Here is a 25,398-nt window from a genome sequence, read left to right on the forward strand (position 1 = left end):
ACCTTCGATGTCTTCGGCTAGGCCAAGTCGGTAAAACCGAGTAAACTATGCGTATTATATTATGCTTTTATTAAAAGCGATTCTAACCCAGTCGAGCAAAGCTTGCACTGGTAAATTGGGTAAAGTTACTAATGTCAGAGCAAATTTCTCTTCAAGCCGATGTTCCTACCGACTTAGGTGGTAAACGTCTAGACCAAGTATTAGCACAATTGTTCCCTGATTATTCACGTTCTCGTATAAAAACGTGGATTTTGGATGATAAAATCACCGTAGACGGTGAAATTTTCAACACACCACGCGAAAAGCTACTAGGTGGTGAAGTTGTAAATGTTGAAACAACAATTGAAGCACCACGTGAATACGAAGCACAAGATATCAAATTAAACATTGTTTATGAAGACGATGATATTTTGGTTATTAATAAACCTATGGGGTTAGTGGTCCACCCAGGTGCAGGTAATCCAAATGGCACAGTGCTTAATGCACTATTACATTACTATCCTGAAATCATAAATGTGCCGCGTGCGGGTATTGTCCATCGTTTGGATAAAGACACTACAGGCCTAATGGTTGTAGCTAAAACGATTCAGGCTCAAACACATTTAGTGAAAGCACTACAAAAGCGCGAAAACTTCACTCGTGAATATGAAGCGTTATGTAATGGCACCATGACTGCTGGTGGTATGGTTGAAAAAGCGATTGGCCGTCATCCTACGCAGCGTACTCATATGGCAGTACATGAAATGGGTAAACCCGCGATTACTCACTACCGTGTTGCTGAGAAGTTTCGTGCGCACACACGTCTACGCTTACGCTTAGAAACTGGCCGTACGCACCAAATTCGTGTACACATGGCTCACTTGAACCATCCGTTAATTGGCGATCAATCATACGGCGGGCGTCCGCGTCCACCTAAAGGTGCCACTCCTGAGTTGTTTGAATTGCTTCGCAGCTTTAGACGCCAAGCACTGCATGCAGTAAAACTCAGCATTGCTCACCCAATTACAGGTGAAATGATGACGTGGCAGGCACCTATTCCTGATGATATGGTCGCTATGACGGTTGCGCTTCGTGAAGATACTAAAGCAAACCCTGATATCGATAGATAATGTATTTGTTATCAGCTCCATGGCAACGCCTTGATAGTGTAGATACTCTCAGTACTACACGTAAAGGCGGTGTATCAAAAGCACCATTTTTAAATATGAACTTGGGGTTTCATGTAGGTGATAACAAAAACCATGTATTACAAAATCGCGCTTTACTCACCAAAAAACTGCCAGCTCCGGCTATATGGGTTAATCAAACACATAGTGCTAATGTTATTGTTGTTGATGAGCAGTTTGACTTTACTCAATTGCATGATGGTGATGCGCTATTCACAACACTTAAAAGTCAGCCTTTAGCGATAATGACTGCAGATTGCTTACCCATTTTGCTTTCGAGTGACAATGGCGAAGAAATAGCAGCGATTCATGGTGGCTGGCGTGGTTTAGAGCAGGGGATTATTAAAAATACTCTCAGTTACTTCAAAACGAACCCTGTTAAAATTTATGCTTGGTTAGGTCCTGCTATTGGGCCCACACAGTTTGAAGTAGGTGAAGAGGTTTTTAATTTATTTAAAGCACATTCGGCTTTATTTATTGATGCGTTTAAGCTGCAAAAAAATAAAAAATACCTTGCTGATATTTATCACATAGCCCGTATTCAGTTACAACAGTTGGGGGTTACAAATATTAGTGGCGGTGAGCACTGTACTGTTTTACAAAAAGAGCAATTTTTTTCGTATCGCCGCGATGGTCAAACAGGGCGTATGGCAAGTTTGATCTGGCGCAAGTAAAGCATACATTAGTGATTATATTTATTCCCACACCTTGAACAATTCTATTAACATACCCATTTATTAAACAATTAGTTTATTAAATAGGTAAACCCTCATGCGTTTAGATAGATTTACAAGCAAATTTCAATCTGCGCTTTCTGATGCGCAATCCTTAGCGCTTGGTCGCGACCATCAATTTATTGAGCCAGTGCACTTAATGTATTCATTGCTACAACAAAGTGGCTCAAGTGTGCGAGCGCTATTTGCGCAAACAGGAGTTAGTGCTGATGAGCTCAATACTAAACTTTCTCAAGAAATTGAAAAACTCTTTAAAGTCGAAGGTGTTGGAGGCGATGTACAGTTGTCAAACAACATGGCATCACTTATTAACTTATGTGACAAATATGCGCAAAAACGTAAAGATAAATACATTTCGAGTGAGCTATTTGTACTTGCAGCATGTGAAGATAAAGGGCCACTTGGCGATATATTCCGCTCACTAAATATTACCTCTACAAAAATTGAAAATGCCATTAAAGCAATTAGAGGTGGACAGAAGGTAGATGATCCTAATGCTGAGGAAACGCGTCAAGCACTCGAAAAATTTACGATTGATTTAACTGAGCGTGCCGAGCAAGGTAAGCTTGATCCCGTAATAGGTCGAGACGATGAAATTCGCCGCACTATTCAAGTACTCCAGCGCCGTACTAAAAATAACCCTGTTTTAATAGGTGAGCCAGGTGTTGGTAAAACAGCCATTGCTGAGGGGTTAGCGCAGCGTATTATTAATGGCGAAGTACCTGAAGGATTAAAAAATAAACGTGTTTTATCGTTAGATTTAGGGGCATTAGTTGCAGGCGCTAAATTCCGTGGCGAATTTGAAGAGCGTTTAAAATCAGTTCTCAACGAGTTGGCTAAAGAAGAAGGCCAAGTCATCCTATTTATTGATGAAATACACACTATTGTAGGTGCCGGTAAAAGCGACGGTGCGATGGATGCGGGCAATATGCTAAAGCCTGCACTAGCACGTGGCGAGCTACATTGTGTGGGGGCAACTACGCTTGATGAGTACCGCAAATACATAGAAAAAGATGCAGCACTTGAGCGTCGTTTTCAAAAAGTATTAATTGAAGAACCATCAGTTGAAGACACCATCGCAATTTTGCGTGGCTTAAAAGAGCGCTATGAATTGCATCACTCTGTAGAAATTACTGATCCTGCAATAGTTGCTGCTGCGCAATTGTCGCATCGTTATATTAGTGACCGCCAATTGCCAGATAAAGCGATTGATTTAATAGACGAAGCCGGCTCTTCTATACGTTTGCAAATTGACTCTAAACCAGAGTCGCTTGATAAGCTTGAGCGAAAAATTATTCAGTTAAAACTTGAAGATAACGCACTTGCTAAAGAAAAAGATGAAGCAAGTCAAAAGCGCCGCAGTGAAATGCAAGAGCTGATCACAGATCTTGATTCCCAGTACAGAGAGCTTGATGAAATTTGGAATGCAGAAAAAGCATCACTGCAAGGCACTCAAGTTATTAAAGCAGAGCTCGAACAAGCACGCTTAGACTTAGATGTGGCACGCAGAGCTAGCGATTTACAACGTATGTCAGAATTGCAATACGGGCGTATTCCAGAGCTTGAGCGTAAGCTCGATTTAGCGTCTCAAGCTGAAATGCAAGAAATGACCTTACTTAAAAACCAAGTAGGGGAAGACGAAATAGCTGAAATACTTTCACGCTGGACAGGTATCCCTGTATCAAGGATGCTTCAAGGTGAGCGTGAAAAGCTACTGCAAATGGAAGATAAGCTTCATAGTAAAGTAATAGGACAAGACGAAGCCGTTGTAGCGGTTGCAAATGCTATACGTCGTTCACGTGCGGGGCTTGCTGATCCTAACCGCCCGATTGGCTCATTTTTATTTTTAGGCCCAACAGGTGTTGGTAAAACAGAGTTAACAAAAGCGCTTGCAGGCTTTATGTTTGATACCGAAGATGCCATGGTACGCATTGATATGTCTGAGTTTATGGAAAAACACTCAGTAGCACGTCTCGTAGGGGCACCTCCTGGTTATGTTGGCTATGAGGAGGGGGGTTATTTAACCGAGGCCGTTCGTCGTAAACCATACTCGGTAATATTGCTTGATGAGATTGAAAAAGCACACCCTGATGTATTTAATATTTTACTGCAAGTGCTTGATGATGGACGCTTAACTGATGGGCAAGGCCGCACGGTTGATTTTAAAAATACTGTGATCATTATGACTTCAAACTTAGGCTCAGATATCATTCAAGAACAAGCTGGCAACAACGACTATGCAACACTTAAAAATAAAGTAATGGATGTACTTATTAGCGAGTTTAGGCCTGAATTTATTAACCGAATAGACGAAACAGTTGTATTTCACCCGTTAGCTAACGAGCACATAAAAGAAATTGCTGATATTCAGTTGATGAAACTTCGTGAGCGTTTAACTGAAATGGGTTACTTACTTGAAATAAGTGATGCAGCGCTTGAGCGAATTGCAGCCAGTGGATTTGACCCTGTTTATGGGGCGCGTCCACTAAAACGTGCAATTCAACAAACTATAGAAAATCCATTAGCGCAAAAGCTACTTAGTGGAGATTACTTATCTGGTAGTGTCATCACAATAGGTGCAAATGACGAAGGATTAGTTTTTGCTAATCGTTAACCTCTAAGCTACAGAAAAAAGCCGCTATTTATATAGCGGTTTTTTTATACTTTAAATGTGAGCAGCAAATCATTTACTTTACGAGAGCCCTCTACAAGTTCAGCTGCACCTGTTGCTACGTTAAAGCTTAAACTTAGATTGTTATCGCTAAAGCTTTTAATTTGTGTAACGTTATGACTAATATCGTTGCTCACCATTTGTTGCTCTTCTGCAGCTGAAGATATTTGCATCGCTAATTGCGATATTTCACTTATCTGATTAAAAATACCCTCTAACTCATCCTGAGTTTGCGCCGTTGTATTAACACAGTTATCGGCCTGGGTTTTAGTGCTTTGCATTACTTTTGACCAGTTAAATAAGGTATCTTGTATTTCTTTAATCGAGCTGTGAATTTGAGTGGTGGCATTTTGAGTTCGAGAGGAGAGGGTTCTTACTTCATCAGCCACAACTGCAAAACCACGGCCATGTTCACCTGCTCTAGCAGCTTCAATGGCAGCATTAAGTGCAAGTAGGTTAGTTTGATCCGCGATACCTTCAATTTCACTCATTACTTGCCCTATTTTATCAGCCTCATCAGCTAAACTGCTTGCGGTAGTGGCTGCCTGCTCAACTTGAGAAGCTAAATCAGTAACCATAGAACTATTATCAGCAATGTGCTCTTTTATTTCTGAACAACTTTGATGTGTTGAATTTACCTTGTCAGCAGTTTCAGCGGTATTCGTTGATATTTCGCCGATTGTAGAGCTCATTTGCGTCATTGCTGATGCAATTTGTTCAAGGCGCTCACCTTGTGATGCAATTCCTTTTTCAGTGAGGGTTGACTGCTCATCTAAATTAATTGCAATACCGTTAAAGCTTTCTGTGGAGTCTTTAACGCGACCTAAAACGGTGCGTAATTTAGCAGTAAGTAGTTGTTCTCTGTAGTCACTTACGCTGTGAGGGGGATTTCCGCTATATATATAGCGCGATACAGAGTCAGCTTTTGCTCTTTGTTCTCGTAAAACAGCAGGGGTTTTAATTAATTCGTCAAAATTAAGGGCAACAACGCCTATTATCACTAATAAACTGATGAAAGCCATGCTTACCGAGGCAAGTATAGCAACGCTCACAAGCCATACTAACACGCAACTAAGGCTAATAATCTGTCTAAGCTGACTGTGCTCACGAATACTTGATATTGATTTTCCGGCGTTAATTTTATTATAAAGTTCTTGTGCTCGTTTTTTTAATTCTTCGCTAGGTTTTGTTCTAACTGATTGGTAACCAATAAGCTGACCGTGTTCAAATATAGGTGTTACAAATGCGTCTACCCAGTAATAACGCCCATCCTTGCAACGGTTTTTTACCATCCCTCGCCATGAATGGCCCTGCTTTAATGTTTCCCACATTTCTTTAAAAGCCGCTTTAGGCATATCAGGGTGACGTACAATACTGTGGTTTTTACCTAACAGCTCTTGCTCACTATATCCTGCTACGGAACAAAATCCTTGATTCGCATACGTAACTACCCCTCTTAGGTCAGTGGTAGAGACAAGCTCTTGCGAGTGTTCAAAATGTACTTCTTCATTTTTTAAGCTTTTATCATTGCGCATAAAATTTTTTATCATCCTTTACTGTTGGCGCAATTATATTGTTTAGTAGGTACAAAGCAAAAAAAGAAGCTGTCAGATACAGAGGAACCCTTTAAATAATCACTTTTATTGATCTAGATCAACTTTTAATGAGAAGAAAAGTCAGAAACTTTTGTGCTTCTTTTGGAACAATTTAGGTCTATTGTTAGGTACATAACTTTTATGTATTTAATTTTTGCATAAATACACACTTAAGCATTTGTATAATACCAATAGCAGTGGCAAGATTATGACTAAATTTAATCATATTGGTTACATAGAGCGTATGTAGGAAGCTGATAAATATTCGTAATTAGTGAGAATTTACATTCTTCTTATTAATTTATCTTGAGTCTAAGTAATTAGCCCCCATAACCTTATGATTAAGCCACGTGGCCCGAGGAAAGATTTTTTGACAACACATGATTTGACTAACGCACTTGAAGCGTTATCTGTAAATGAGCACCAATACGCAGTTAAAGGCATTAAACGTGGTATAGAGCGAGAGTCGCTAAGAATTAAAAACGATGGCGTAATCTCAGACAAGGGACACCCAAAAGGCGTGGGTAGTGCATTAACTAACGGGCATATTACAACTGATTTTTCTGAGTCTTTACTTGAATTTATTACTCCTGTTAGCGAATCGTCTACGCAAACACTTAAGCAATTAAAAGATCTGCAAAAGTTTACGCTTGAAAAAATGGGCGATGAATTGCTATGGCCTATAAGTATGCCGTGTTTTATCGAACACCAAGACGATATTGTGCTTGCCCAGTTTGGCGATTCGAATACAGGTAAAATGAAAACACTGTACCGTGAAGGGTTAAAAAACCGTTACGGCAGTATGATGCAAGCAATAGCAGGTGTGCATTTTAACATTTCATTCCCTGATTCTCTTTGGCAGTCGCTGCATTCACTAAAACAAAGCGATGCAAGCCTTCAAGATTTTATTTCGGATGGTTACCTTTCGCTAATACGTAATTTTAAACGTGAGTTGTGGCTAATAAGCTATATGTTTGGTGCCTCGCCTGCTTTATGTAGCTCATTTTTGCAAGGGCGAGAAACCGATTTACCGTTTAAAAAGTTAGGTAAAGGGACGCTTTATTTAGAAGTAGGCACTGCATTACGACTTGGTAATTTAGGGTATACTAACAGCGCTCAATCATCACTGCGTGTTATGTATAATTCACTCGATGAGTATGTGGCAGGCCTTAAAAAAGCAATCAATACACCCTCAGATATTTACGGCGACCTTGACGATTACACGAGCAATACGCCTAAGCAGCTAAATAAAAATATACTCCAGATTGAAAACGAGTTTTACTCTCCTATTCGTCCTAAACGTAATGCAAAAAGCGGTGAAACACCAACAGATGCTTTACTCAGAGCGGGTATTGAGTATGTAGAAATTCGTGCTTTAGATGTTAACCCGTTTAGTGAAGTAGGTATTGATATTGAACAAATCCACTTCTTAGACGTATTTTTAACGTACTGCTTATTAAAAGATTCACCAGAAATGGACTGGAAAGAGCAAGCACGTAGCACTGAAAACCTTGATACTGTTGTAAATCAAGGTAGAGAAGCCGGTTTGATGCTTAACTTTAATAATAATGCTCGCAGCCTGCAGTCTTGGGGAGATGAGATATTCACACAACTTGCTGATGTTGCTAAGTGGATGGACAACGCATATGGCGTTGATTATTACTCGAGCACCATAGAGCAAATGTCGACGTGGATACACAAGCCTGAGCTTACTTATTCTGGGCATTATGTAGCACAACTTAAAGAGTCTGGCTTAGATAATGGACACTTCGCTTTAGCGCTTGCCAATAAATACAAACAAAGTCATGAATCTACCGATTATAGTGAGTTTTTAAAGCCGTGGCTTGAGCAGCAAGTAATAGATTCTAATGAAGCTAGAGCTGCAATTGAAAGCGCCGACACTTTATCCTTTACTGCATTCTTAAACGCGTATTTTAAAAAGTAAATACTTTTTAAAGCTTAAAAAAACGCAGCCCAAGGTGGCTGCGTAAGTACTTTTCAGGGATGAAACAATGCTTTACTACTGTATTCACAAGCTCGGACCCACGCTTTTTAAAAAAGTTCAGTGAGATATTAAAAAATGAAAAAAAATGCAATTATTTTATCTCTTGCCCTCACTTTAGCTGGGTGTGCTACTGCTCCGCCTAAACAGCCAAATAACTTATGTAAGATTTTTGAAGAAAAGCCAGGTTGGTATTTTGATGCAAAAGACGCCCAAGAAAAGTGGGGGTCGCCAAAGCATGTTCTCATGAGCATGATGTATCAAGAAAGTTCATTTAAGCATGATGCAGCGCCGCCAATGGAATACTTTTTATGGATAATACCTACAGGCCGTGCAAGTGATGCGTATGGTTATTCTCAAGCTAAAACACCGACATGGTCTGACTACATTCGTGAAACCGGTAATAATGGTGCTGACAGAGATGACTTTGATGATGCTATCGACTTTATGGCGTGGTTTGTTTATAAAACCCACAAAGTAAACAAAATATCAAAGTGGGATGCTTACGCACAATACCTTAATTATCATGAAGGTTGGGGTGGTTACAAACGCGGCACGTACAAAAAGAAAAAATGGTTAATGAGTGTTGCTAACAAAGTTAAACATCGCGCTAGTCGTTATGGTGTGCAGTTAAAACGCTGTGAAGACGAGCTAGATAAAGGCTGGTTTGAGCGTTTATTATTTGGTTAAGTCTTTGTAGGTATTAAAAAAGGAGTCAATTGACTCCTTTTTTAATTTATTTGGTTCGCATATTAGGCTGTATTTTTACTTGTTTTATCATGTTCTCTTTTACTTCAAGCACTTCAACAGGGTAGCCTGCAATACGTAGACTGAGTTTAGCATCCGGAATATCTTCTAGGTATTCAACAATTAAACCGCTCAGTGTTTTAGGTCCATCAAGCGGGAATTCCCAGCCCATTTCTTTATTTAAATCGCGAACGTTTGCCCCACCATCAACAATGCAAGAGCCATCGCTTTGTGTTGTTACTTCTTCGCTCGGTGTACGCGTTTGCGTAGTAGTGAAGTCGCCAACCACTTCCTCTAAAATATCTTCAAGAGTTACTAAGCCTTGAATATCACCATATTCGTCTACAACTAAACCAATGCGTTCTTTTGATTGCTGAAATTTAAGTAGCTGTGTATTTAATGAGGTGCCTTCAGGAATAAAGTAAATTTCGCGCACGGCACGCAGTAATGAAGGTTTATCAAATTGCTCTTTAGTAAGAAGGCGCAGCGCATCACGTGAGTGAATAAAACCAACTGCATCATCTATGTTGTCTCTGTAGAGTAATACACGTGTATGTTGTGCGTGAGTTAACTGACGACTAATTAATTTCCAATCGTCATTAATATCAATAGCCACAATTTCATTTCGCGGGATCATGATATCTTCAACAGTAACTTGCTCTAAGTCTAAAATAGAGGTCAACATACTTTGATGACGAGCAGGCAATAAAGCACCAGATTCATTTACTACAGTTTTAAGCTCTTCTTTGCTCATGCTGTGCTCATCAATTTGTTCTGCACTAATACCAAATAACCTTAATATACCGTTGGTCATCCAGTTGACAATAACAACAAACGGGAAAAGAATTTTAAGCAACCCTTTAAGTATCACAGAGCTCGGAAAGGCAACTTTTTCAGGATACAGGGCAGCAAGTGTTTTAGGCGTTACTTCTGCAAATATAAGTACAACTAAGGTTAATACACCTGTTGCAATAGCAATACCTAAGTCGCCATAAAGACGAATACCTATAATAGTCGCAACTTGGGCTGCAGCTATATTTACGAGGTTGTTGCCAATTAAAATTAGGCCTATAAGTCTATCTGGACGGCTAAGTAGTTTACTGACTCGTTTAGCTGCACGGTGGTCCTCTTTTGCAAGGTGGCGCAAGCGTATACGATTGATTGACATAATCCCGGTTTCTGAACCAGAAAAATAAGCAGAAAAAAGTACCAATAATCCTAAAATGATAAACAGGGTACTTGTCGATATGTCGTCCAACGATGGATCCTTTTTTTATAAATCAATGCGTATTAAGCTAGAGTGAGCAAGCAGAGTCAAGTTAAAACTTATTTAGTACCACTTCTTGTATGAAACGGCTGCCAAAATAAGCAAGTGTGAGGACAAATGCAGCGACCATGATCGTAACAACCACAGGTTTACCACGCCAGCCTTTTTTCATGTGGCCAAGTGCTACAACAGCAAAAATAGCCCATGCAACTAACGATAAAATTGTTTTATGAATAAACTCTTTAGCAAACATGCCATCAAGAAATACAAATCCTGATAGTAATGCAAATGTAAGCAAGATAGTGCCTAAATTAAGAAGTTGATAAAGCTGGCGCTCTACAACCATTAAAGGCGGAAGGTGGCTGTGTACAATCGCTAAATCTTTACGTTTAAGACGTTTATCAATAAAGTAAAATTGTACGCCATATAAAGTAGCAATAATTAAAATACAGTAAGCGAGTAACGATAATGAAATATGTGTCACTAAACCAATTTCAATATTAATACTTTGCAGCATAATATGATGCGGAATAAACAAGCTGGCAATTGTTAATAGTGCACCAAAGCCATAAACAACCGGTAATAACAACGTAGCTGGGAATTTTAACGACACTGCGGTTACCGAAACAACAATCACCCAGCACGTTAATAAAGCAACATTAACAATACTTAAATCTTGCCCATCGGATCTAAACACAGAGTTAACCAACAGCAGCATATGTGCCACTATAGCTACGGTACTTAAAATCACCGTTACTTTTTGGCTTGGGCCTTGTTGATGAAACAGGCGTGATAGCACGTGAGACGTTACTAACACATAAAATAAACTGGCAATAATAGTTAAACTAATAATCAGCATTGTGCTTGGGCCACTTAATTTGAGACAAAATAATTCTTGTTGTTATATGGGCATTGTATTTTATAGCAAAGCAAATGCATAGACCTTAAAAAAAGAAACTCAACAAGCTGCACTTGAACACTATATTGTAAGGCGCCATATACGGTATACTACTTTTAATTGAAATTTAATAAGTCAGTCCTTGTTAATTGAAAACTCAAATTAACAGTGAATTTAAAGGATTGATATAAACGTCTTATCGGAACCGTTACATGTTTGAGAACCTCCAAGAACGATTAGGTAAAACCTTAAAAAATATCAGTGGCCGTGGCCGTCTGACTGAAGACAACATTAAAGACACACTTCGCGAAGTGCGTATGGCATTTTTAGAAGCCGATGTGGCACTGCCTGTTGTTCGCGAGTTTGTAAAACAAGTTAAAGAACGCGCAGTAGGTGTTGAGGTAACTAAAAGCCTAAGCCCTGGCCAAGTATTTATAAAAATAGTGCGTGAAGAGCTAGAAAAAGCAATGGGTGAGGCTAACGAAGAGCTAAGCCTAAATGCACAACCGCCAGCAGTTGTCATGATGGCTGGCTTACAAGGTGCGGGTAAAACCACCAGTGTAGCTAAACTTGCTAAATTTTTAAAAGAGAGAAAAAAGAAATCAGTACTAGTCGTAAGTGCTGATGTTTACCGCCCAGCGGCGATTAAACAGCTAGAAACACTCGCAACCGAAGTTGATGTAGATTTTTTCCCAAGTGACATCTCTCAAAAGCCTGTTGATATTGCAACTGCTGCAATTTCGCATGCTAAAAAGAAATTTATTGATGTAGTACTAGTTGATACCGCAGGTCGCTTGCATGTTGATAGCGACATGATGGATGAAATTAAAGACCTTCATAAAGCGATTAACCCGATTGAAACCTTATTTGTAGTTGATGCAATGACAGGTCAAGATGCGGCCAATACAGCAAAAGCTTTTGATGAAGCCCTGCCACTTACCGGTGTGATTTTAACAAAAACCGATGGTGATGCTCGAGGTGGTGCTGCCTTATCTATTCGTCACATTACAGGCAAACCTATTAAGTTTATGGGTGTAGGTGAGCGCACTGACGCACTTGAGCCTTTTCATCCGGATCGTATCGCGTCACGTATTTTAGGAATGGGTGACGTACTTTCATTGATCGAAGAAGTCGAAATGAAAGTAGATAAAGAGCAAGCTGCTAAAGTTGCTGAAAAAGTATTTAAAGGCGCAGGCTTTACCCTTGATGATTTTGCTGAGCAACTTAAGCAAATGAAAAACATGGGCGGTATGATGTCGATGCTTGATAAGCTACCAGGTATGGCTAACTTACCAGATGCTGTTAAAGGCCAAATGGGTGATAAGACATTTGTTCAAATGGAAGCGATTATCAGCTCTATGACTAAACAAGAGCGTGCCCGCCCTGAAATTATTAAAGGCTCACGTAAAAAGCGTATTGCAGCTGGCTCTGGTACTCAAGTGCAAGAGATTAATAAGTTGCTGAAACAATTTACGCAGATGCAAAAAATGATGAAAAAAATGAAGGGCAAAGGCGGCATGCAAAAAATGATGCGCGGTATGAAAGGCATGTTACCACCTGGAATGATGGGCGGCGGTGGCCCTAAATTTTAATGTAGCGACCTAAACAGTGCTATATAATGTATAACAAAGGGGTCATATGGCCCTTTTTTGTTGAATAAATTATGCGCACAATAGGGCGTTCTCTTTGATTTTCTCCTCAGATCACGGTTTAACCTACTAAACTGCCATTTTGCATCACTTCTTACTTGCATTGTTGCTAAAAACTCGTACAATTCCCCAGCTCCCCATACTGGGGAGTAAATCTTATTAATGAAAACAGTCAATCTATTTAGAGGACGGTATGGTAACTATTCGTTTGCAACGTGGTGGCGCTAAAAAACGCCCTTTCTATCAAATTGTGGTTGCGGATAGCCGTTTCTCGCGTGACGGTCGCTTCATCGAGAAAGTAGGCTTTTTTAACCCTATTGCTTCAGGTCAAGAAGAAAAAATTCGTTTAGATTTACCACGTGTTGATCACTGGGTAGGTCAGGGCGCATCTCTTTCAGATCGCGTAGCTAAGTTAGTAAAAGACGCTCGTAAAGCGGCTTAATAGGCGTAAGTGTAACCATGAGTCAAGAGAACACCTCATCAATAATTGTCGTAGGAAAGCTCGGTGCCCCATATGGTATAAAGGGCTGGCTTAAGGTACATTCATTTACTGATGATCCCCAAGGGATCTTCGATTTCAGCCCGTGGTTGATAGGGCAGCAAGGTAAATGGCAGACCTTAGAAGTGGTCGACTGGCGTCGCCACAACAAAGGCTTTATCGCCAAGTTTGCGCAAATCAATGATCGTGACGAAGCAATGGCTTATACCCATGCAGAAATTTCGATGGATTCAGCGCAATTACCAGAACTCCCGCAAGGTGAGTTTTATTGGCGAGATCTCATTGGCATGTCGGTTGTAACTGATAAAGGTTATAGCTTAGGCACTGTTGATGACCTGATGGAGACAGGATCAAATGACGTACTGGTTGTTAAAGCAAACAGTAAAGACGCATTTGGTCAGGCAGAGCGTTTAATTCCTTTTTTAACTGATTCAGTTATCAAAGAAGTTAAGCATGATGCAAGAGAAATTACCGTAGACTGGGATCCTGGGTTTTAATGACTCAAACTAGTTCATTGTGGGTAGGGGTGATAAGCCTTTTCCCTGACATGTTTGATGCTATTACACACCAAGGTGTAACTGGTCGCGCAGTAAAAAATGGTTTAATTGATTTTAACTGCTTTAATCCACGAGACTACGCTTTAGATAAGCATAGAACCGTAGATGACCGTCCTTATGGGGGCGGGCCGGGTATGTTAATGATGGTTGAGCCATTAAAAAAAGCGATTACCGAAGCCAAACAGGCAGCTGGTGATGGCGCTAAAGTAATTTATATGTCCCCGCAAGGGCGCAAATTAGATCAGCAAGGGGCGAGCGAACTCGCAAACTCTGAAAAACTGATTTTAATTGCCGGTCGCTATGAAGGTATAGACGAGAGAATAATAGAATCGTACGTTGACGAAGAATGGTCAATTGGTGATTTTATTTTGAGTGGTGGTGAACTACCAGCCATGACATTAATTGACGCAGTAGCGCGATTAGTGCCAGGTGTATTAGGTCATAATCAATCAGCAGAGCAAGATTCATTTTCGGATGGCTTGCTAGATTGTCCTCACTATACACGGCCAGAAACATTGGACGACAAACAGGTGCCTGCTGTATTACTCAGCGGAAACCACCAAGAGATAGCAAAATGGCGGCTTAAGCAGTCATTAGGCAGAACTTGGTTACGACGTCCTGACTTGTTGCATAACCTAGCTCTGACTGAGGAGCAAGCGGTATTACTCGCACAATTTCAGCAAGAGTACCGAAAAGCTTGTGGCTAGAAGACAGTTACACCTAGGAAAGTGAGAAACATAATGGCAAAAGTAAACCAAAATATTATTAAAGCGCTTGAAAATGAGCAGCTTAAAACAGACGTACCTACATTCGGCCCTGGTGATACAGTGGTTGTACAGGTAAAAGTAAAAGAAGGTGCTAAAGAGCGTCTACAGGCCTTTGAAGGTGTTGTAATCGCTAAGCGTAACCGTGGTCTTCACTCAGCATTCACAGTTCGTAAAATTTCGAGCGGTGAAGGTGTTGAGCGTGTATTCCAAACGCACAGCCCTCTTATTGATAGCGTAACAGTTAAGCGTCGCGGTGCAGTTCGTCGTGCTAAGCTTTACTATCTACGTGAGCGTTCTGGTAAATCTGCACGTATTAGAGAAAAACTTAACTAATACGCGCTGTTTATCAACGCAAAAAAACGGGTTGCATCCTTCGGGTTGCAGCCCGTTTTGGTTTCTGGAATAATTTTCACCGCTCACCGCTCACCGCTCACCGCTCACCGCTCACCGCTCACCGCTCACCTTTATTATTGACTCCCAGTCGCAGTAAAATTTTAGTATTAGCCTTTTCTCAGTTAAGCGATCCTGTTAGTATTTATCGTATTGATTAGTTTACTTTTTTGTAAAATTAAATTTACGATATTGGCTTTAAGGTGAAATGAACGTGGCAGACATTAGCGATTTAGCACAGTTAAGAGATGGTATAGACGAGTGCGACGCACAGCTGGTTGCTTTACTAGCTAAACGTAACAGCATTACGCAAAAAATTGGCGAAGTAAAACAGCAAACTGGTGCGCCCTTACATGCCCCCGAACGTGAAGCCGCACTGCTAGCAGCAAGACGACAAGAAGCTATTAAGCAAAATGTAAGTCCTGATCTCGTTGAAGATATACTAAGACGCATGATGCGCGAGGCTTATCAAAATCAGCAAGCAAAACTTGCTTGTGCTGCGCCACAGCTTTCACCTATTGTTATTGTAGGGGGCCAAGGCGCAATGGGGCAGTTATTTGCCCAACAGTTTATTCGCTCTGGCTACGACGTTAAAATCTTAGATAAAGAGCAGCAAGACGAGGCACAAAGTATTTTAAAAGGTGCCAAACTCGTAATGGTGAGCGTGCCTATTAATGCACTAGATTCCGTCGTCGCTAAATTGCCTAAACTTGATGATGACTGCTTGCTTGTAGATATAACGTCAGTGAAGCAATCACCTATTAAAGCATTAAAAGCGGCGCATAGTGGACCGGTAGTTGGTTTACACCCAATGTTTGGACCTGATATTTCTCACTGGGTAAAACAAACAGTTGTTGTATGTGAGGGGCGAGATAATTTAGCTGCTCAAGGGTTATTAAAGCAACTACAAGTATGGGGATGCCAGCTGGTTGAACTTGATGCTAAAAAGCACGATGAAGCAATGCAAATTATTCAAGTTATGCGCCATTTAACAACATTTGTTTATGGACAGTTTTTAGCGAAGCAAAGCCACACACTTGAAGAACTACGTAGTTGCTCATCACCTATATACCAGTTGGAGCTGATGATGGTGGGGCGTTTGTTTGCGCAATCGCCGGAGCTATACTCAGATATTATGTTAGCGCAGTTTGATGATGTAGAAAACTTGTTAGCACAGTACCAAGATACTTTCGCTGAAACGCTTGAAAAGTTAAAGGTGGGTGATAAAACTGCACTTATAGATGCTTTTGCTGATGCAAAATCTTATTTTTCAGACTCTACAGCACATTTTTTAACGCAAAGCCGAAGCTTATTAAATAAAGCGAATGACGCTAAAGTACTCGACTAACGTTTATAATTTGATTGTATGAACTAAAAAGGGCCTAATTTGGCCCTTTTTTAGTTATAACACGAGAGGTTAAGTGTTAACGCTAACTGCTTGTAATGTCTCGCTTTGATAGCAGCCTAAAACACGTACATATTGCGTGTATTCTTTAAGCTCTTCTAGTGCTTCTTTTACTTGGCTATCAGCTAAGTTTGCCTCTAAATCAACATAAAACACTTCTTCCCACGGATTGCCTGGAGTAGGGCGTGATTCAAGTTTTACTAAGTTAATTTGATGCTGTTTAAAAACCATTAAAGCATCAGCAAGCGAGCCCGCTTGTTGCTTAGTTGACATTATTAGGCTGGTTTTAGTTGGGATTTGATTAGATACTTGCAAAGGTTTTCGCGCTACAACAATAAAGCGGCTGTGATTTTCGCTTTGGTTTGCAAGGTTTGATTTTATTACCTCCAGACCAACATTTTTACCGGCTTGTGCTGAGCCAATGGCTGCACTGTTTGGTGTATTTAACGCCGATTGTAGTGCGCTTGATGTTGAATCACATGTTTCATGCTGTAAATCACCTAAGCCTTGCAAAAAGCGACTGCACTGAGCAAACGGTTGAGGGTGAGCAAATATTTTTGTTAATTGGCTTAATTCCGTCTCAGGATTGGCTAGTAAGCAGTGTTCTACACTGTGAGTTACTTCACCGACGATAGATACTTGAGCATGCTGTAGTAAGTCAAATACTTCATTAATGCTACCAGAGCTTGTATTTTCAATTGGCAGTAAACCAAAGTCAGCTTGGCCGTTTTCTACTTTACCAGTGATTTCATCAAATGATGTACAGCCAATTTCAATTAACTTGCCTGGGCGGCGACTAAAGTATTTATGGCAAGCAAGTTGGCTGTATGAGCCCTGGCCACCAAGATAAGTAACACGATGAGTTTCGCTGAGTGCATCTGGGTTTAAGTTTTTTTGTAGCATTGCTTGCTGATGTAATACAGAGTCTTCCAAAATGGTCTGAAAAACATTATTTACGTAATAAGCATCTAAACCGAGTGACTTACCATAACCAATTAGCTTCTCTAATAGAGCGAGCTCGCGGGCTTCATCGCGTATAGGCTTATTGTTAGCAATTTTGTATTCAACTACGCCATGGCTAATGCGGCGACGTTTTGCTAATAACACGAGTAAGTCAGAATCTATTTCATTGATGTCGTGTCTGAGTGTGCTTAACACATCGTTTGTCATTTTGGTTTCCTCATTCCAAAAGTACGCTGTTATTTAACAGCAAAAACAAAAAAGCCTCCCAGTTGGGAGGCTTTACTATTCGATTGATTTTTATCTCACAAACAGGGAAGCCTCTTCTATATAAAGAAGCTAAAAAAAGAAAAAAAAGTGCCAGAGATAAATATGTTCATATTAGTAATGTATGGAGAGTTGCCTGTAATGTCAATAAAGATAAGCCTCTAAATGACACCAGAGTGCGTTTTATTTACCCATTTTTAGTTTTTATTAAAAGTTCACAAATAATTTATATATATGAATGTGGATCTGGTATATTTCGTTAACTGGCTCAAATAATAACTATCATTAATAATTAAGGTTGACCTGTGGTTTACAGACGCCCGCCATCGCGTTTTGGATTAAATTCTTTAAGTGTAAAACTGTCACTGCTTATATCGGCTATTTGTTTAATAGCAGGGGTGTGCGCTGCTGCCTTAATGCTTAAGTCAGAAGAGAAACAGCTCGTTTTTGAAGAACATGAAGTTTTAAAAAGCTCAACAGACTTATTAGTTAACCAGTTTAACGAACGCATTCAAACAAAATTAAATATTGCTAAACAAGCTAATAATATTGTGACTGAACAGCTTTTTCAGGAAAACTCATTGGTCAACTTAAAAAGTAAATCACAGCTGCAATTTAATAGTGATGGTACTATCAGAAGTGCCTCTGTAGATGGCCTATCTGCTGCATTTTTACCTCAGCAAAATTACTCGCCTTTTTATAAACGCTTATTTAATGACTCCGAAACGTTGTGGAGTATTATTTCTCCAACGCTTGTACACGACTTTTTCAATTTTTATCTTATAACCAATGAGGACTTCATTCGTGTATCTCCGCCTAACTGGGCATTGAATGCGCCTGCAGACTTTAGTGTTACAAATGGGTCTACTTATAAATACATAAAAAGTAAATTAGGTAATGAGCGAAGCCCTGCATGGTCAAAAGTATACTACGACAAGGTATGGCATAAATGGGTGATAAGTCTGTTAGTACCTGTTTACGTAGATAATAAATTTTTAGGCGTAACGGGTAGTGATATTGCTCTAAATAAATTGATTTCTTTTTTACCTGTAGGCGATAAAGAAAAGCACTTGCTTGTATTTAATAGTAAAGGGCAGCTACTTGCGCACCCTAATTTAAACCCTGCATTATTAGCAGACTACGCAGGTGAAAACAAAGGGTTAAGTGCAAATGAACTGGTAAACCCAGAGCTACAATCGATTATTGATGATGTAATACGGGTTAAGTTACCAGAATATGCCAACTCGTTTAAAAAAAATGATGAAGCACATATTATTAATATTCAAAAAATTGATGATCTAGATTGGTATATTGGTGTGTACAAAAAGCGTTCGTCAACGCTTTCTGCATTACAAGATTTAAAACTCAAATTTTTTGGTTTATTTATTCTTTATGCTGTTTTAGTGGCGCTGCTATTACATCAAGCGTTATATCAGTTAGTTTTACGTAGAATTCACACGCTTGTACATGCTGTAACCGGTTTTGGTAAAGGCCAGTTATTAACTGAGTTTCCACCAGAAAATAAAGACGAAATTGGTACACTTAATGGCTCATTTAGAGACATGACTGTTGAAATTCGTAAACTTATTGATGGTTTAAATCAGCGAATTACAGAAAAAGAAATAGCCGAAAAAGCGGCAAATCGCTTATCCAAAGCTGTAGCTTTTTCTGGTACGGGTGTCGTTATAACCGATGCTAATTTTGTTATTGAATATGTAAACCCTAAAATGCTGGAAATGACAGGCTATCCAGAAAGCCACTTTAATCGGGTACCTTTACTGAGCATTATTGCATCTGAAATGGCTATTTTAGTTGAAGATATTAATATTGATTTACGCAGTCGTAATTACTGGCGTGGGGATACTTTAATTGAAGGCCTAAATAAAGAGCCTATTTGGGTGTCTTTAAGCGTCTCACCAATTCGTGAAGATGGTGGGGAAATAACAAGCTATGTAGCATCAGCACAAGATATTTCGTTTGTTAAAGAAAGTCAGCGAAAAATGGAGCAGCTTGCTTATTTTGATACCTTAACAGGCCTTGCAAACAGAACCTTTTTTAGAATGCAATTACGTAAATCATTGGCGCTGGCTGAACGCGGACACTATGCTTTTGCACTATTTTATTTTGATTTAGATGAATTTAAACGAATTAACGATACGCTTGGTCATGATGCAGGCGATCAACTGTTAATTGAAGTTGCAAATAGACTTAAAAAACGCCTAAGAGCAGAAGACACTATTGCGCGTTTGGGTGGCGATGAATTTGCTGTGTTACTCAGCGGGATAGAAAGTCAAGATCATGCCAGTGACGTAGCAAATACGATTCAAAAAACACTTAACATACCTATTAAGCTTGGTAACAATGAGGTAATAGTTAGTGCCAGTATTGGTATTACTATGGCTCCATATGATAGTTTAGAAGAGGATCAGTTATTAAAGCACGCTGATTTAGCTATGTACGAAGCTAAAGCGAAGGGGCGTAATACATACCACTTCTATAGCCAAGAATTAAATGCTGCAGCAAATGAGCGCTTATTTATAGAGAACGAAATACGTATCGCGTTAAAAGAAAAACAATTTGTAGTTTACTACCAGCCACAAGTAGACAGCCGTGATCAGCAGGTGGTTGGCTATGAGGCACTTTTACGATGGTTCCACCCAACTGAGGGATTAATCTCGCCAGATAAATTTATACCCATTGCAGAGGCTACAGGTTTAATAGTTGAGTTGGGTGAATGGGTGCTTCAAGAGTCATGCAATTTTGCGGTAAGGCTAAGTGAGCAGGGGCTTGAAAATAATATTTCAATTAACTTATCGGCTCGCCAGTTTAAAGATTCAAACTTGGTACCTACTTTAAGCAAAATGATAGCTCGCTCTGGTGTTTCAGCTAAGCGCTTACATTTAGAGCTAACTGAGAGCATGCTAATGGGCAATGTTGAAGCCGCTATTACGCAACTACATGAGCTTAAAGCGTTAGGTATATCTATTTCAATCGATGACTTTGGTACCGGTTATTCATCACTTAGTTATTTAAAACGTTTTCCTGTAGATATACTCAAGGTTGACCGCTCATTCGTGAAAGATATACCAGATGACACAAATGATATGGAAATCACTGCGGCCATAATTGCTATGGCGCAAAAGTTAAAGCTAGATGTGGTTGCTGAGGGTGTTGAAACGATAGAGCAAATGCAATTTTTACAAAACAATAACTGTTTTATTGTGCAAGGTTATTATTATAGTCCGCCAATACCGGAATCTGACTTACCTAACTTATATGAAAAATTAAATGAACTCTCTATAAGCGAAGTTACTGATTAAAATAAGCTCAGGCTAATTAATATATTGCGGGTTAACCACCCGCAATTTTAACTTTAAATTTTAACGCTTCTAAAATAGCTTTGAGCTTATCTCGGTCATCACCTTGTACTTCAATAATGCCTTCTTTAACTGCGCCGCCTTGGCCCATTTTGCTTTTAATGGTTTTAGCTAACTTTTTTAAATCGTGTTCTTTTGGGTCAACACCTACCACTAACATAACACCTTTGCCTTTACGCCCTTTTGTTTGACGTTCTATGCGTACAGCGCCATCTTTAAGAAGTTTAGTATCTAATTCTTTTTCAGGTTTAGGTTGGTCAATTCGACCTGTGCTTGTTGAATATACTAAGTGACTATCACTCATAACTTACCTTTAATAGATAAATGAAATAAATATTGGCATAAATGATAGCAAATTTGCTGTTGTGTGTTTTTATTTTTGCTAAATACTTTTAACAGGTTATATTTAGTTCAAAGGAAATATTATTGGAGTTTATTATGAGTTTAACAAAGAACGAATCGGTTGATGGCACTACTTTAACAATACAGATCAAAGGCAAGTTCGATTTTAATTTAGTGCAATCTTTTCGCCAAGCCTATGCACAAATGAGTGAAAAAACTGTAAAAGTGATTATCGATTTACGAGAAACCGATTACATGGATAGTTCTGCGCTTGGCATGTTATTAAATATGAAAAAAACAATAGAAGGGCAAGTAAAAACAATCGAAATAAGCAACTGCCAACCACAACTAAGAAAAATACTACAAATCTCTCGTTTTGATAAAAAGTTTGATATCAGCTAATGATGCATGTGCTAATAGTAGATGACCAAGCGCTTAACCGTATTTTGTTAAGTAAAATGCTAGAGCAAGAAGGTTACAAAATATCGTTTGCTTATAATGGCCTTGATGCCCTTAATGTGCTTAAACGAGAAGAAATAGACATTGTTTTACTTGATGTTTTAATGCCCGTAATGGATGGCTTTGAAGCTGCGGAAAAAATAAAGCAGTTAAACAGCGAAGTTTATTTACCTATCATTTTTATTACCTCCTTAGAAGATCAGGCAAGCTTTGAGCGCTGCTTAGCTGTAGGCGGCGATGACTTTATTCATAAGCCATTTGATAAAGTTATACTACATGCAAAAATTAAAGCACACAGCCGTACCAGAGAGCTTAGTAAAAAAGCAAATCAGCAAAAAAAATTACTTGAATATCATCATAATCAAATTGAAAGCGAGCATGAGATTATAGAAAATATTTTTAGTAACTCATTAGAGAATCAAGGAAAATTTAAAAAATATCTCGATTTTAATTTATCGCCAGCGTCTATGTTTAATGGTGACGTATTTTTGGTTGCACAAAGTCCAATAGGCAATCTTTATTGTATGCTCGGTGATTTTACTGGCCATGGCTTAGCCGCTGCTATTGGTGCGTTACCTTTATCACGTGTCTTTTACACTATGGTACAAAAAGGCATGGCGGTTAACGACATCGTTTGTGAATTAAATTTATTGTTATACAACTTATTACCTGGCCATATGTTTTGCGCGGCTAACATTATAGAGCTAAGTGCATCGGGTAAAAGTGTATCAGCGTGGCTTGGCGGTTTACCTGATGCATATCTGATAGATAATGAGGGTAATGTTAAGCAAACTCTTGAGTCTCAACATATGGCACTAGGCATATTAGATGGGCATGAATTTGAGTATGAAGTAATACATTTTGAAGTAGACCCTTCAACCCGCTTAGTACTAGCAACAGACGGTATTATTGAGACCGAAAATAACAGCAATACTTTTTTTGGGGAAGAGCGTTTTTTAGAAACTCTAAAATCCAAGCCAATGATAAGCAGTGAAGACATAATACAAAGCGTTAGTAAGTTTGCCAACGGAAGTGCTCAACAAGATGACTTGAGTGTCGTGTTACTTAACTGCCTGCCTATAATACCTGAAGAGCAAGAACGTGAAGCATTTTCTACTTTAGCATTCAACTTATCATTGAGCCTAAATTCTGAGCAAATAAAAAAAACGGATCCCGTATACGATGTTGTTAATATTTTAAGTAGTGTAGAGGGATTGAAAGCACATCGTTCAAATATATTTTTGCTGCTTTCAGAAGCCTATAACAATGCACTTGATCATGGTGTATTAGGGCTAGATTCAGAGATTAAAAAACAAGAAGATGGTTTTTTTCAGTATTACGAATTAAGAGAAGCTGCCTTAGCTAACCTTACAGGTGCAATGATTATTATTGATATGCGTTATTGCCCCGATACGCTGTGTTTATATTTTATTATTTGTGACTCAGGGCGAGGGTTTAGTAATAAATCAGCAGCTAGAGAACCTACTTTAGTGAATAACGAGTTTGGCCGGGGCCTTTCATTATTAGAAGAAGTTGCCGAAAAAGTAACTTACAACGCCAGCGGAAATCAAGTTGAAATGTGCTACAAGTTGAGCTAGCTCTGTAAAAATATCCATGCTATTATTCGTGAAACTTTAGATGTATGGATGGCCAAATGATTTCTTCTTACCTAACACAAGCACAGCTAAGTGTTGATAAAAACTTAATTTCAACTGAGCTTGAAAAGCTTGAGCTTTACCTTGCTAGTAGCTCTAAAACCGAGGTTTGTTGGGAGTATCAAATTCCTGAATTAGGTGAGGGCGGTGCATGTAGCTTATTTGGTTATTTACAAGACGAGCCATTTAAACTTACTGACTATATTGAAAACAATTCACAGACCGAGCAAAAGCTTGCTCAATTACAAGGTATTGTTAATTATATAGAGCAACAAACTAAAGTAGATTGGTACGGTATTTATCAGGCAACAAATACTAATGAAGGTAAGCAATTACTTAAACTTGCTTATCATGGTGCGCCAAGTCGTCCTTTATTTCCGCTTACAGAAGCTTTTGCGGCAGGTAGCAACAATGTACAAGTTGCGCTTTCTCAAAAAGGTCGCATTATTAACAATGTTGAAAACTACTTATCTCAAGGTGGCGAATATTATACATGTGACCCTAAAGTTAAATCTGAAACTTGCCTACCACTTTTTAACTTTCAAAATGAATGTGTAGGTATTGTAGATGCAGAAGCCTTTAGCAATGATTTTTTTGATGAGAAGACACTTGCCATTTTAATTGCATGTTGTATTAAAATTCCTCACTTTCTAGTGTAAATAACACTGGTCAACGTGATGTGCTTTTATGTTAAGCTAAGCCTAACAGCTAACCCCTAAATAACGATAAGAGATAGCCAATGTTCTCAGTATTAAAACCATTACCAACAGATCCTATTCTTGGCCTTATGGCGGCCTATAAACAAGATACAAACCCTAATAAAATTGATTTAGGCGTAGGTGTCTACAAAGATGAGCAAGGCAACACACCGGTACTTAAAGCGGTGAAAAAAGCTGAAGCGTTTCGTTTAGACAACGAAACAAGCAAATCTTATATCGGTTTAGCGGGTAACCTAGATTACTGTCAAAAAATGGAGCAGTTATTATTAGGCGAGCACCAAGCATTACTTGCTAATCGAGTGCGTACAGCACAAGCTCCAGGTGGTACAGGCGCACTTCGTGTTGCTGCTGAATTTATTAAGCGTTGTAACGCTGATGCAACTGTTTGGGTAACTAATCCTACTTGGGCAAACCACATAAGCTTGTTTGAAGCGGCAGGCCTAACAGTTAAAGAATACCCATACTACGATTACGAAAATAAAGATTTATTATTTGATGAGATGATCGACACGCTTAAGAAAGTGCCTAAAGGTGATGTAGTTTTAGTGCATGCATGTTGTCACAATCCAAGTGGTATGGATTTAAACGAAACTCAGTGGAATACAGTCGCTGAGCTTGCCAAAGAGGTTGGCTTTACACCACTTGTAGATATTGCGTATCAAGGTTTTGGATCTTCTCTTGAAGAAGATGCTCGTGGACTACGTATTTTAGCTGATGCAGTAGATGAGCTCATTATTTGTTCTTCTTGCTCTAAAAACTTTGGTCTTTACCGTGAGCGTATTGGTGCGTGTTCACTAATTGCTAAAGACAGCCCAACAGCAGATATATCTAACTCTGTAATGTTAAGTGTAGTACGTAGTATATATTCAATGCCGCCAGCGCATGGTGCAGATATTGTAAATACTATTTTAAGCAGTACTGAGCTTACGCAAATGTGGCACTCAGAGCTTGATGAAATGCGTACGCGTATTAATGGTTTACGTAGCCTGATTAAAGAAAGCTTAGCAGCAAAAGATATTGCTCAAGACTTCTCATTTATTGAGCGCCAGCATGGTATGTTCTCTTTCTTGGGTATTAATAAAGAGCAAATCGCTCGCCTGCAAAAAGAGTACGGTATCTACATTGTTGGTTCTAGCCGTGTAAATGTAGCGGGTATTAGCGATTCGAATATTGAATACTTTGCAAATGCAGTAGCTGACGTTTGTAAATAAACGTAGTTAACATAAAAAAACCGCACTCCATTAGTAATGGTGTGCGGTTTTTTATTAATTA

The 25,398-nt window shown here is 39.2% G+C and carries 21 protein-coding genes and 1 other annotated feature; of the genes, 16 read left to right on the forward strand and 5 right to left on the reverse strand.

The window, feature by feature from the left end; all coding sequences use genetic code 11:
- The first annotated feature begins 131 nt into the window (after positions 1–131).
- The 3 genes from rluD to clpB all read left to right on the forward strand — a co-directional run bounded on the left by rluD (position 132) and on the right by clpB (position 4,514).
- Positions 132–1,109: a 23S rRNA pseudouridine(1911/1915/1917) synthase RluD gene (rluD, locus tag J8L71_RS03130; protein WP_058548510.1), complete on the forward strand. Its 978-nt coding sequence runs from the start codon at positions 132–134 to the stop codon at positions 1,107–1,109.
- Complete coding sequence (pgeF, locus tag J8L71_RS03135; RefSeq protein WP_210999220.1) at positions 1,109–1,840, forward strand: peptidoglycan editing factor PgeF; 732 nt, start codon at positions 1,109–1,111, stop codon at positions 1,838–1,840. Before rluD ends, pgeF begins: the two co-directional genes overlap by 1 nt.
- A gap of 97 nt (positions 1,841–1,937) precedes the next feature.
- On the forward strand, positions 1,938–4,514 hold the full coding sequence (gene clpB / locus J8L71_RS03140) for an ATP-dependent chaperone ClpB (RefSeq protein WP_210999221.1): 2,577 nt from the start codon (positions 1,938–1,940) through the stop codon (positions 4,512–4,514).
- A gap of 44 nt (positions 4,515–4,558) precedes the next feature.
- On the opposite strand, the gene J8L71_RS03145 is transcribed toward clpB, so the two are convergent.
- A complete protein-coding gene (locus tag J8L71_RS03145) occupies positions 4,559–6,106 on the reverse strand; it encodes a PAS domain-containing methyl-accepting chemotaxis protein (protein ID WP_210999222.1) in 1,548 nt (515 codons plus the stop codon).
- A gap of 430 nt (positions 6,107–6,536) precedes the next feature.
- Here J8L71_RS03145 and gshA point away from each other — a divergent pair, with 430 nt between their 5' ends.
- Both gshA and J8L71_RS03155 read left to right on the forward strand, forming a co-directional pair.
- Positions 6,537–8,111 carry a glutamate--cysteine ligase gene (gshA, locus tag J8L71_RS03150; protein WP_210999223.1) on the forward strand — a complete coding sequence of 525 codons (1,575 nt, stop codon included), beginning with the start codon at positions 6,537–6,539 and terminating at the stop codon, positions 8,109–8,111.
- 135 nt (positions 8,112–8,246) lie between these two features.
- Positions 8,247–8,858: a transglycosylase SLT domain-containing protein gene (locus tag J8L71_RS03155; protein ID WP_210999224.1), complete on the forward strand. Its 612-nt coding sequence runs from the start codon at positions 8,247–8,249 to the stop codon at positions 8,856–8,858.
- Between the two features lie 46 nt (positions 8,859–8,904).
- Here J8L71_RS03155 and J8L71_RS03160 read toward each other — a convergent pair whose 3' ends face one another.
- Complete coding sequence (locus J8L71_RS03160) at positions 8,905–10,173, reverse strand: CNNM domain-containing protein (protein WP_210999225.1); 1,269 nt, start codon at positions 10,171–10,173, stop codon at positions 8,905–8,907.
- Between the two features lie 61 nt (positions 10,174–10,234).
- A complete protein-coding gene (gene ccsA / locus J8L71_RS03165; protein WP_210999226.1) occupies positions 10,235–11,041 on the reverse strand; it encodes a cytochrome c biogenesis protein CcsA in 807 nt (268 codons plus the stop codon).
- Positions 11,042–11,292: 251 nt separating this feature from the next.
- Here ccsA and ffh point away from each other — a divergent pair, with 251 nt between their 5' ends.
- The 6 genes from ffh (at position 11,293) to tyrA (ending at position 16,290) form a co-directional block, all read left to right on the forward strand.
- Positions 11,293–12,672: a signal recognition particle protein gene (gene ffh, locus J8L71_RS03170; RefSeq protein ID WP_210999227.1), complete on the forward strand. Its 1,380-nt coding sequence runs from the start codon at positions 11,293–11,295 to the stop codon at positions 12,670–12,672.
- Between the two features lie 250 nt (positions 12,673–12,922).
- Complete coding sequence (rpsP, locus tag J8L71_RS03175; protein ID WP_058548504.1) at positions 12,923–13,171, forward strand: 30S ribosomal protein S16; 249 nt, start codon at positions 12,923–12,925, stop codon at positions 13,169–13,171.
- 17 nt (positions 13,172–13,188) lie between these two features.
- A complete protein-coding gene (gene rimM, locus J8L71_RS03180; protein ID WP_058548503.1) occupies positions 13,189–13,725 on the forward strand; it encodes a ribosome maturation factor RimM in 537 nt (178 codons plus the stop codon).
- On the forward strand, positions 13,725–14,492 hold the full coding sequence (gene trmD, locus J8L71_RS03185; protein ID WP_210999228.1) for a tRNA (guanosine(37)-N1)-methyltransferase TrmD: 768 nt from the start codon (positions 13,725–13,727) through the stop codon (positions 14,490–14,492). The genes rimM and trmD overlap by 1 nt, the downstream gene beginning before the upstream one ends.
- Positions 14,493–14,525: 33 nt before the next feature.
- On the forward strand, positions 14,526–14,885 hold the full coding sequence (gene rplS / locus J8L71_RS03190; RefSeq protein WP_058548501.1) for a 50S ribosomal protein L19: 360 nt from the start codon (positions 14,526–14,528) through the stop codon (positions 14,883–14,885).
- Positions 14,886–15,156: 271 nt separating this feature from the next.
- On the forward strand, positions 15,157–16,290 hold the full coding sequence (gene tyrA, locus J8L71_RS03195) for a bifunctional chorismate mutase/prephenate dehydrogenase (RefSeq protein ID WP_210999229.1): 1,134 nt from the start codon (positions 15,157–15,159) through the stop codon (positions 16,288–16,290).
- A 69-nt stretch (positions 16,291–16,359) separates the two neighbouring features.
- On the opposite strand, the gene J8L71_RS03200 is transcribed toward tyrA, so the two are convergent.
- Positions 16,360–17,517: a chorismate mutase gene (locus tag J8L71_RS03200; RefSeq protein ID WP_210999230.1), complete on the reverse strand. Its 1,158-nt coding sequence runs from the start codon at positions 17,515–17,517 to the stop codon at positions 16,360–16,362.
- A gap of 44 nt (positions 17,518–17,561) precedes the next feature.
- Positions 17,562–17,680, reverse strand: a sequence feature (Phe leader region).
- A 199-nt stretch (positions 17,681–17,879) separates the two neighbouring features.
- On the opposite strand from J8L71_RS03200, the gene J8L71_RS03205 reads away from it, so the two are divergent.
- Entirely contained in the window at positions 17,880–20,894 is a 3,015-nt protein-coding gene (locus tag J8L71_RS03205; RefSeq protein WP_210999231.1) for an EAL domain-containing protein, read from the forward strand.
- 31 nt (positions 20,895–20,925) lie between these two features.
- On the opposite strand, the gene J8L71_RS03210 is transcribed toward J8L71_RS03205, so the two are convergent.
- Positions 20,926–21,255, reverse strand: coding sequence for a stress response translation initiation inhibitor YciH (locus J8L71_RS03210; protein ID WP_210999232.1), 330 nt, complete (start codon positions 21,253–21,255; stop codon positions 20,926–20,928).
- A 134-nt stretch (positions 21,256–21,389) separates the two neighbouring features.
- On the opposite strand from J8L71_RS03210, the gene J8L71_RS03215 reads away from it, so the two are divergent.
- The 4 genes from J8L71_RS03215 to J8L71_RS03230 all read left to right on the forward strand — a co-directional run bounded on the left by J8L71_RS03215 (position 21,390) and on the right by J8L71_RS03230 (position 25,337).
- Positions 21,390–21,695: an STAS domain-containing protein gene (locus J8L71_RS03215; protein WP_210999233.1), complete on the forward strand. Its 306-nt coding sequence runs from the start codon at positions 21,390–21,392 to the stop codon at positions 21,693–21,695.
- Positions 21,695–23,350: a fused response regulator/phosphatase gene (locus J8L71_RS03220; protein ID WP_210999234.1), complete on the forward strand. Its 1,656-nt coding sequence runs from the start codon at positions 21,695–21,697 to the stop codon at positions 23,348–23,350. The genes J8L71_RS03215 and J8L71_RS03220 overlap by 1 nt, the downstream gene beginning before the upstream one ends.
- A 56-nt stretch (positions 23,351–23,406) precedes the next feature.
- Positions 23,407–24,066 (forward strand): GAF domain-containing protein, encoded by a 660-nt coding sequence (locus J8L71_RS03225; RefSeq protein ID WP_210999235.1) that lies wholly within the window; start codon positions 23,407–23,409, stop codon positions 24,064–24,066.
- An 80-nt stretch (positions 24,067–24,146) separates the two neighbouring features.
- Positions 24,147–25,337, forward strand: a complete 1,191-nt coding sequence (locus tag J8L71_RS03230) for an amino acid aminotransferase (protein ID WP_210999236.1) — start codon at positions 24,147–24,149, stop codon at positions 25,335–25,337.
- Positions 25,338–25,398 lie beyond the last annotated feature (61 nt).

This window comes from Pseudoalteromonas sp. MMG007 (genome assembly GCF_018100985.1).
Taxonomy (GTDB): Bacteria; Pseudomonadota; Gammaproteobacteria; order Enterobacterales; family Alteromonadaceae; genus Pseudoalteromonas.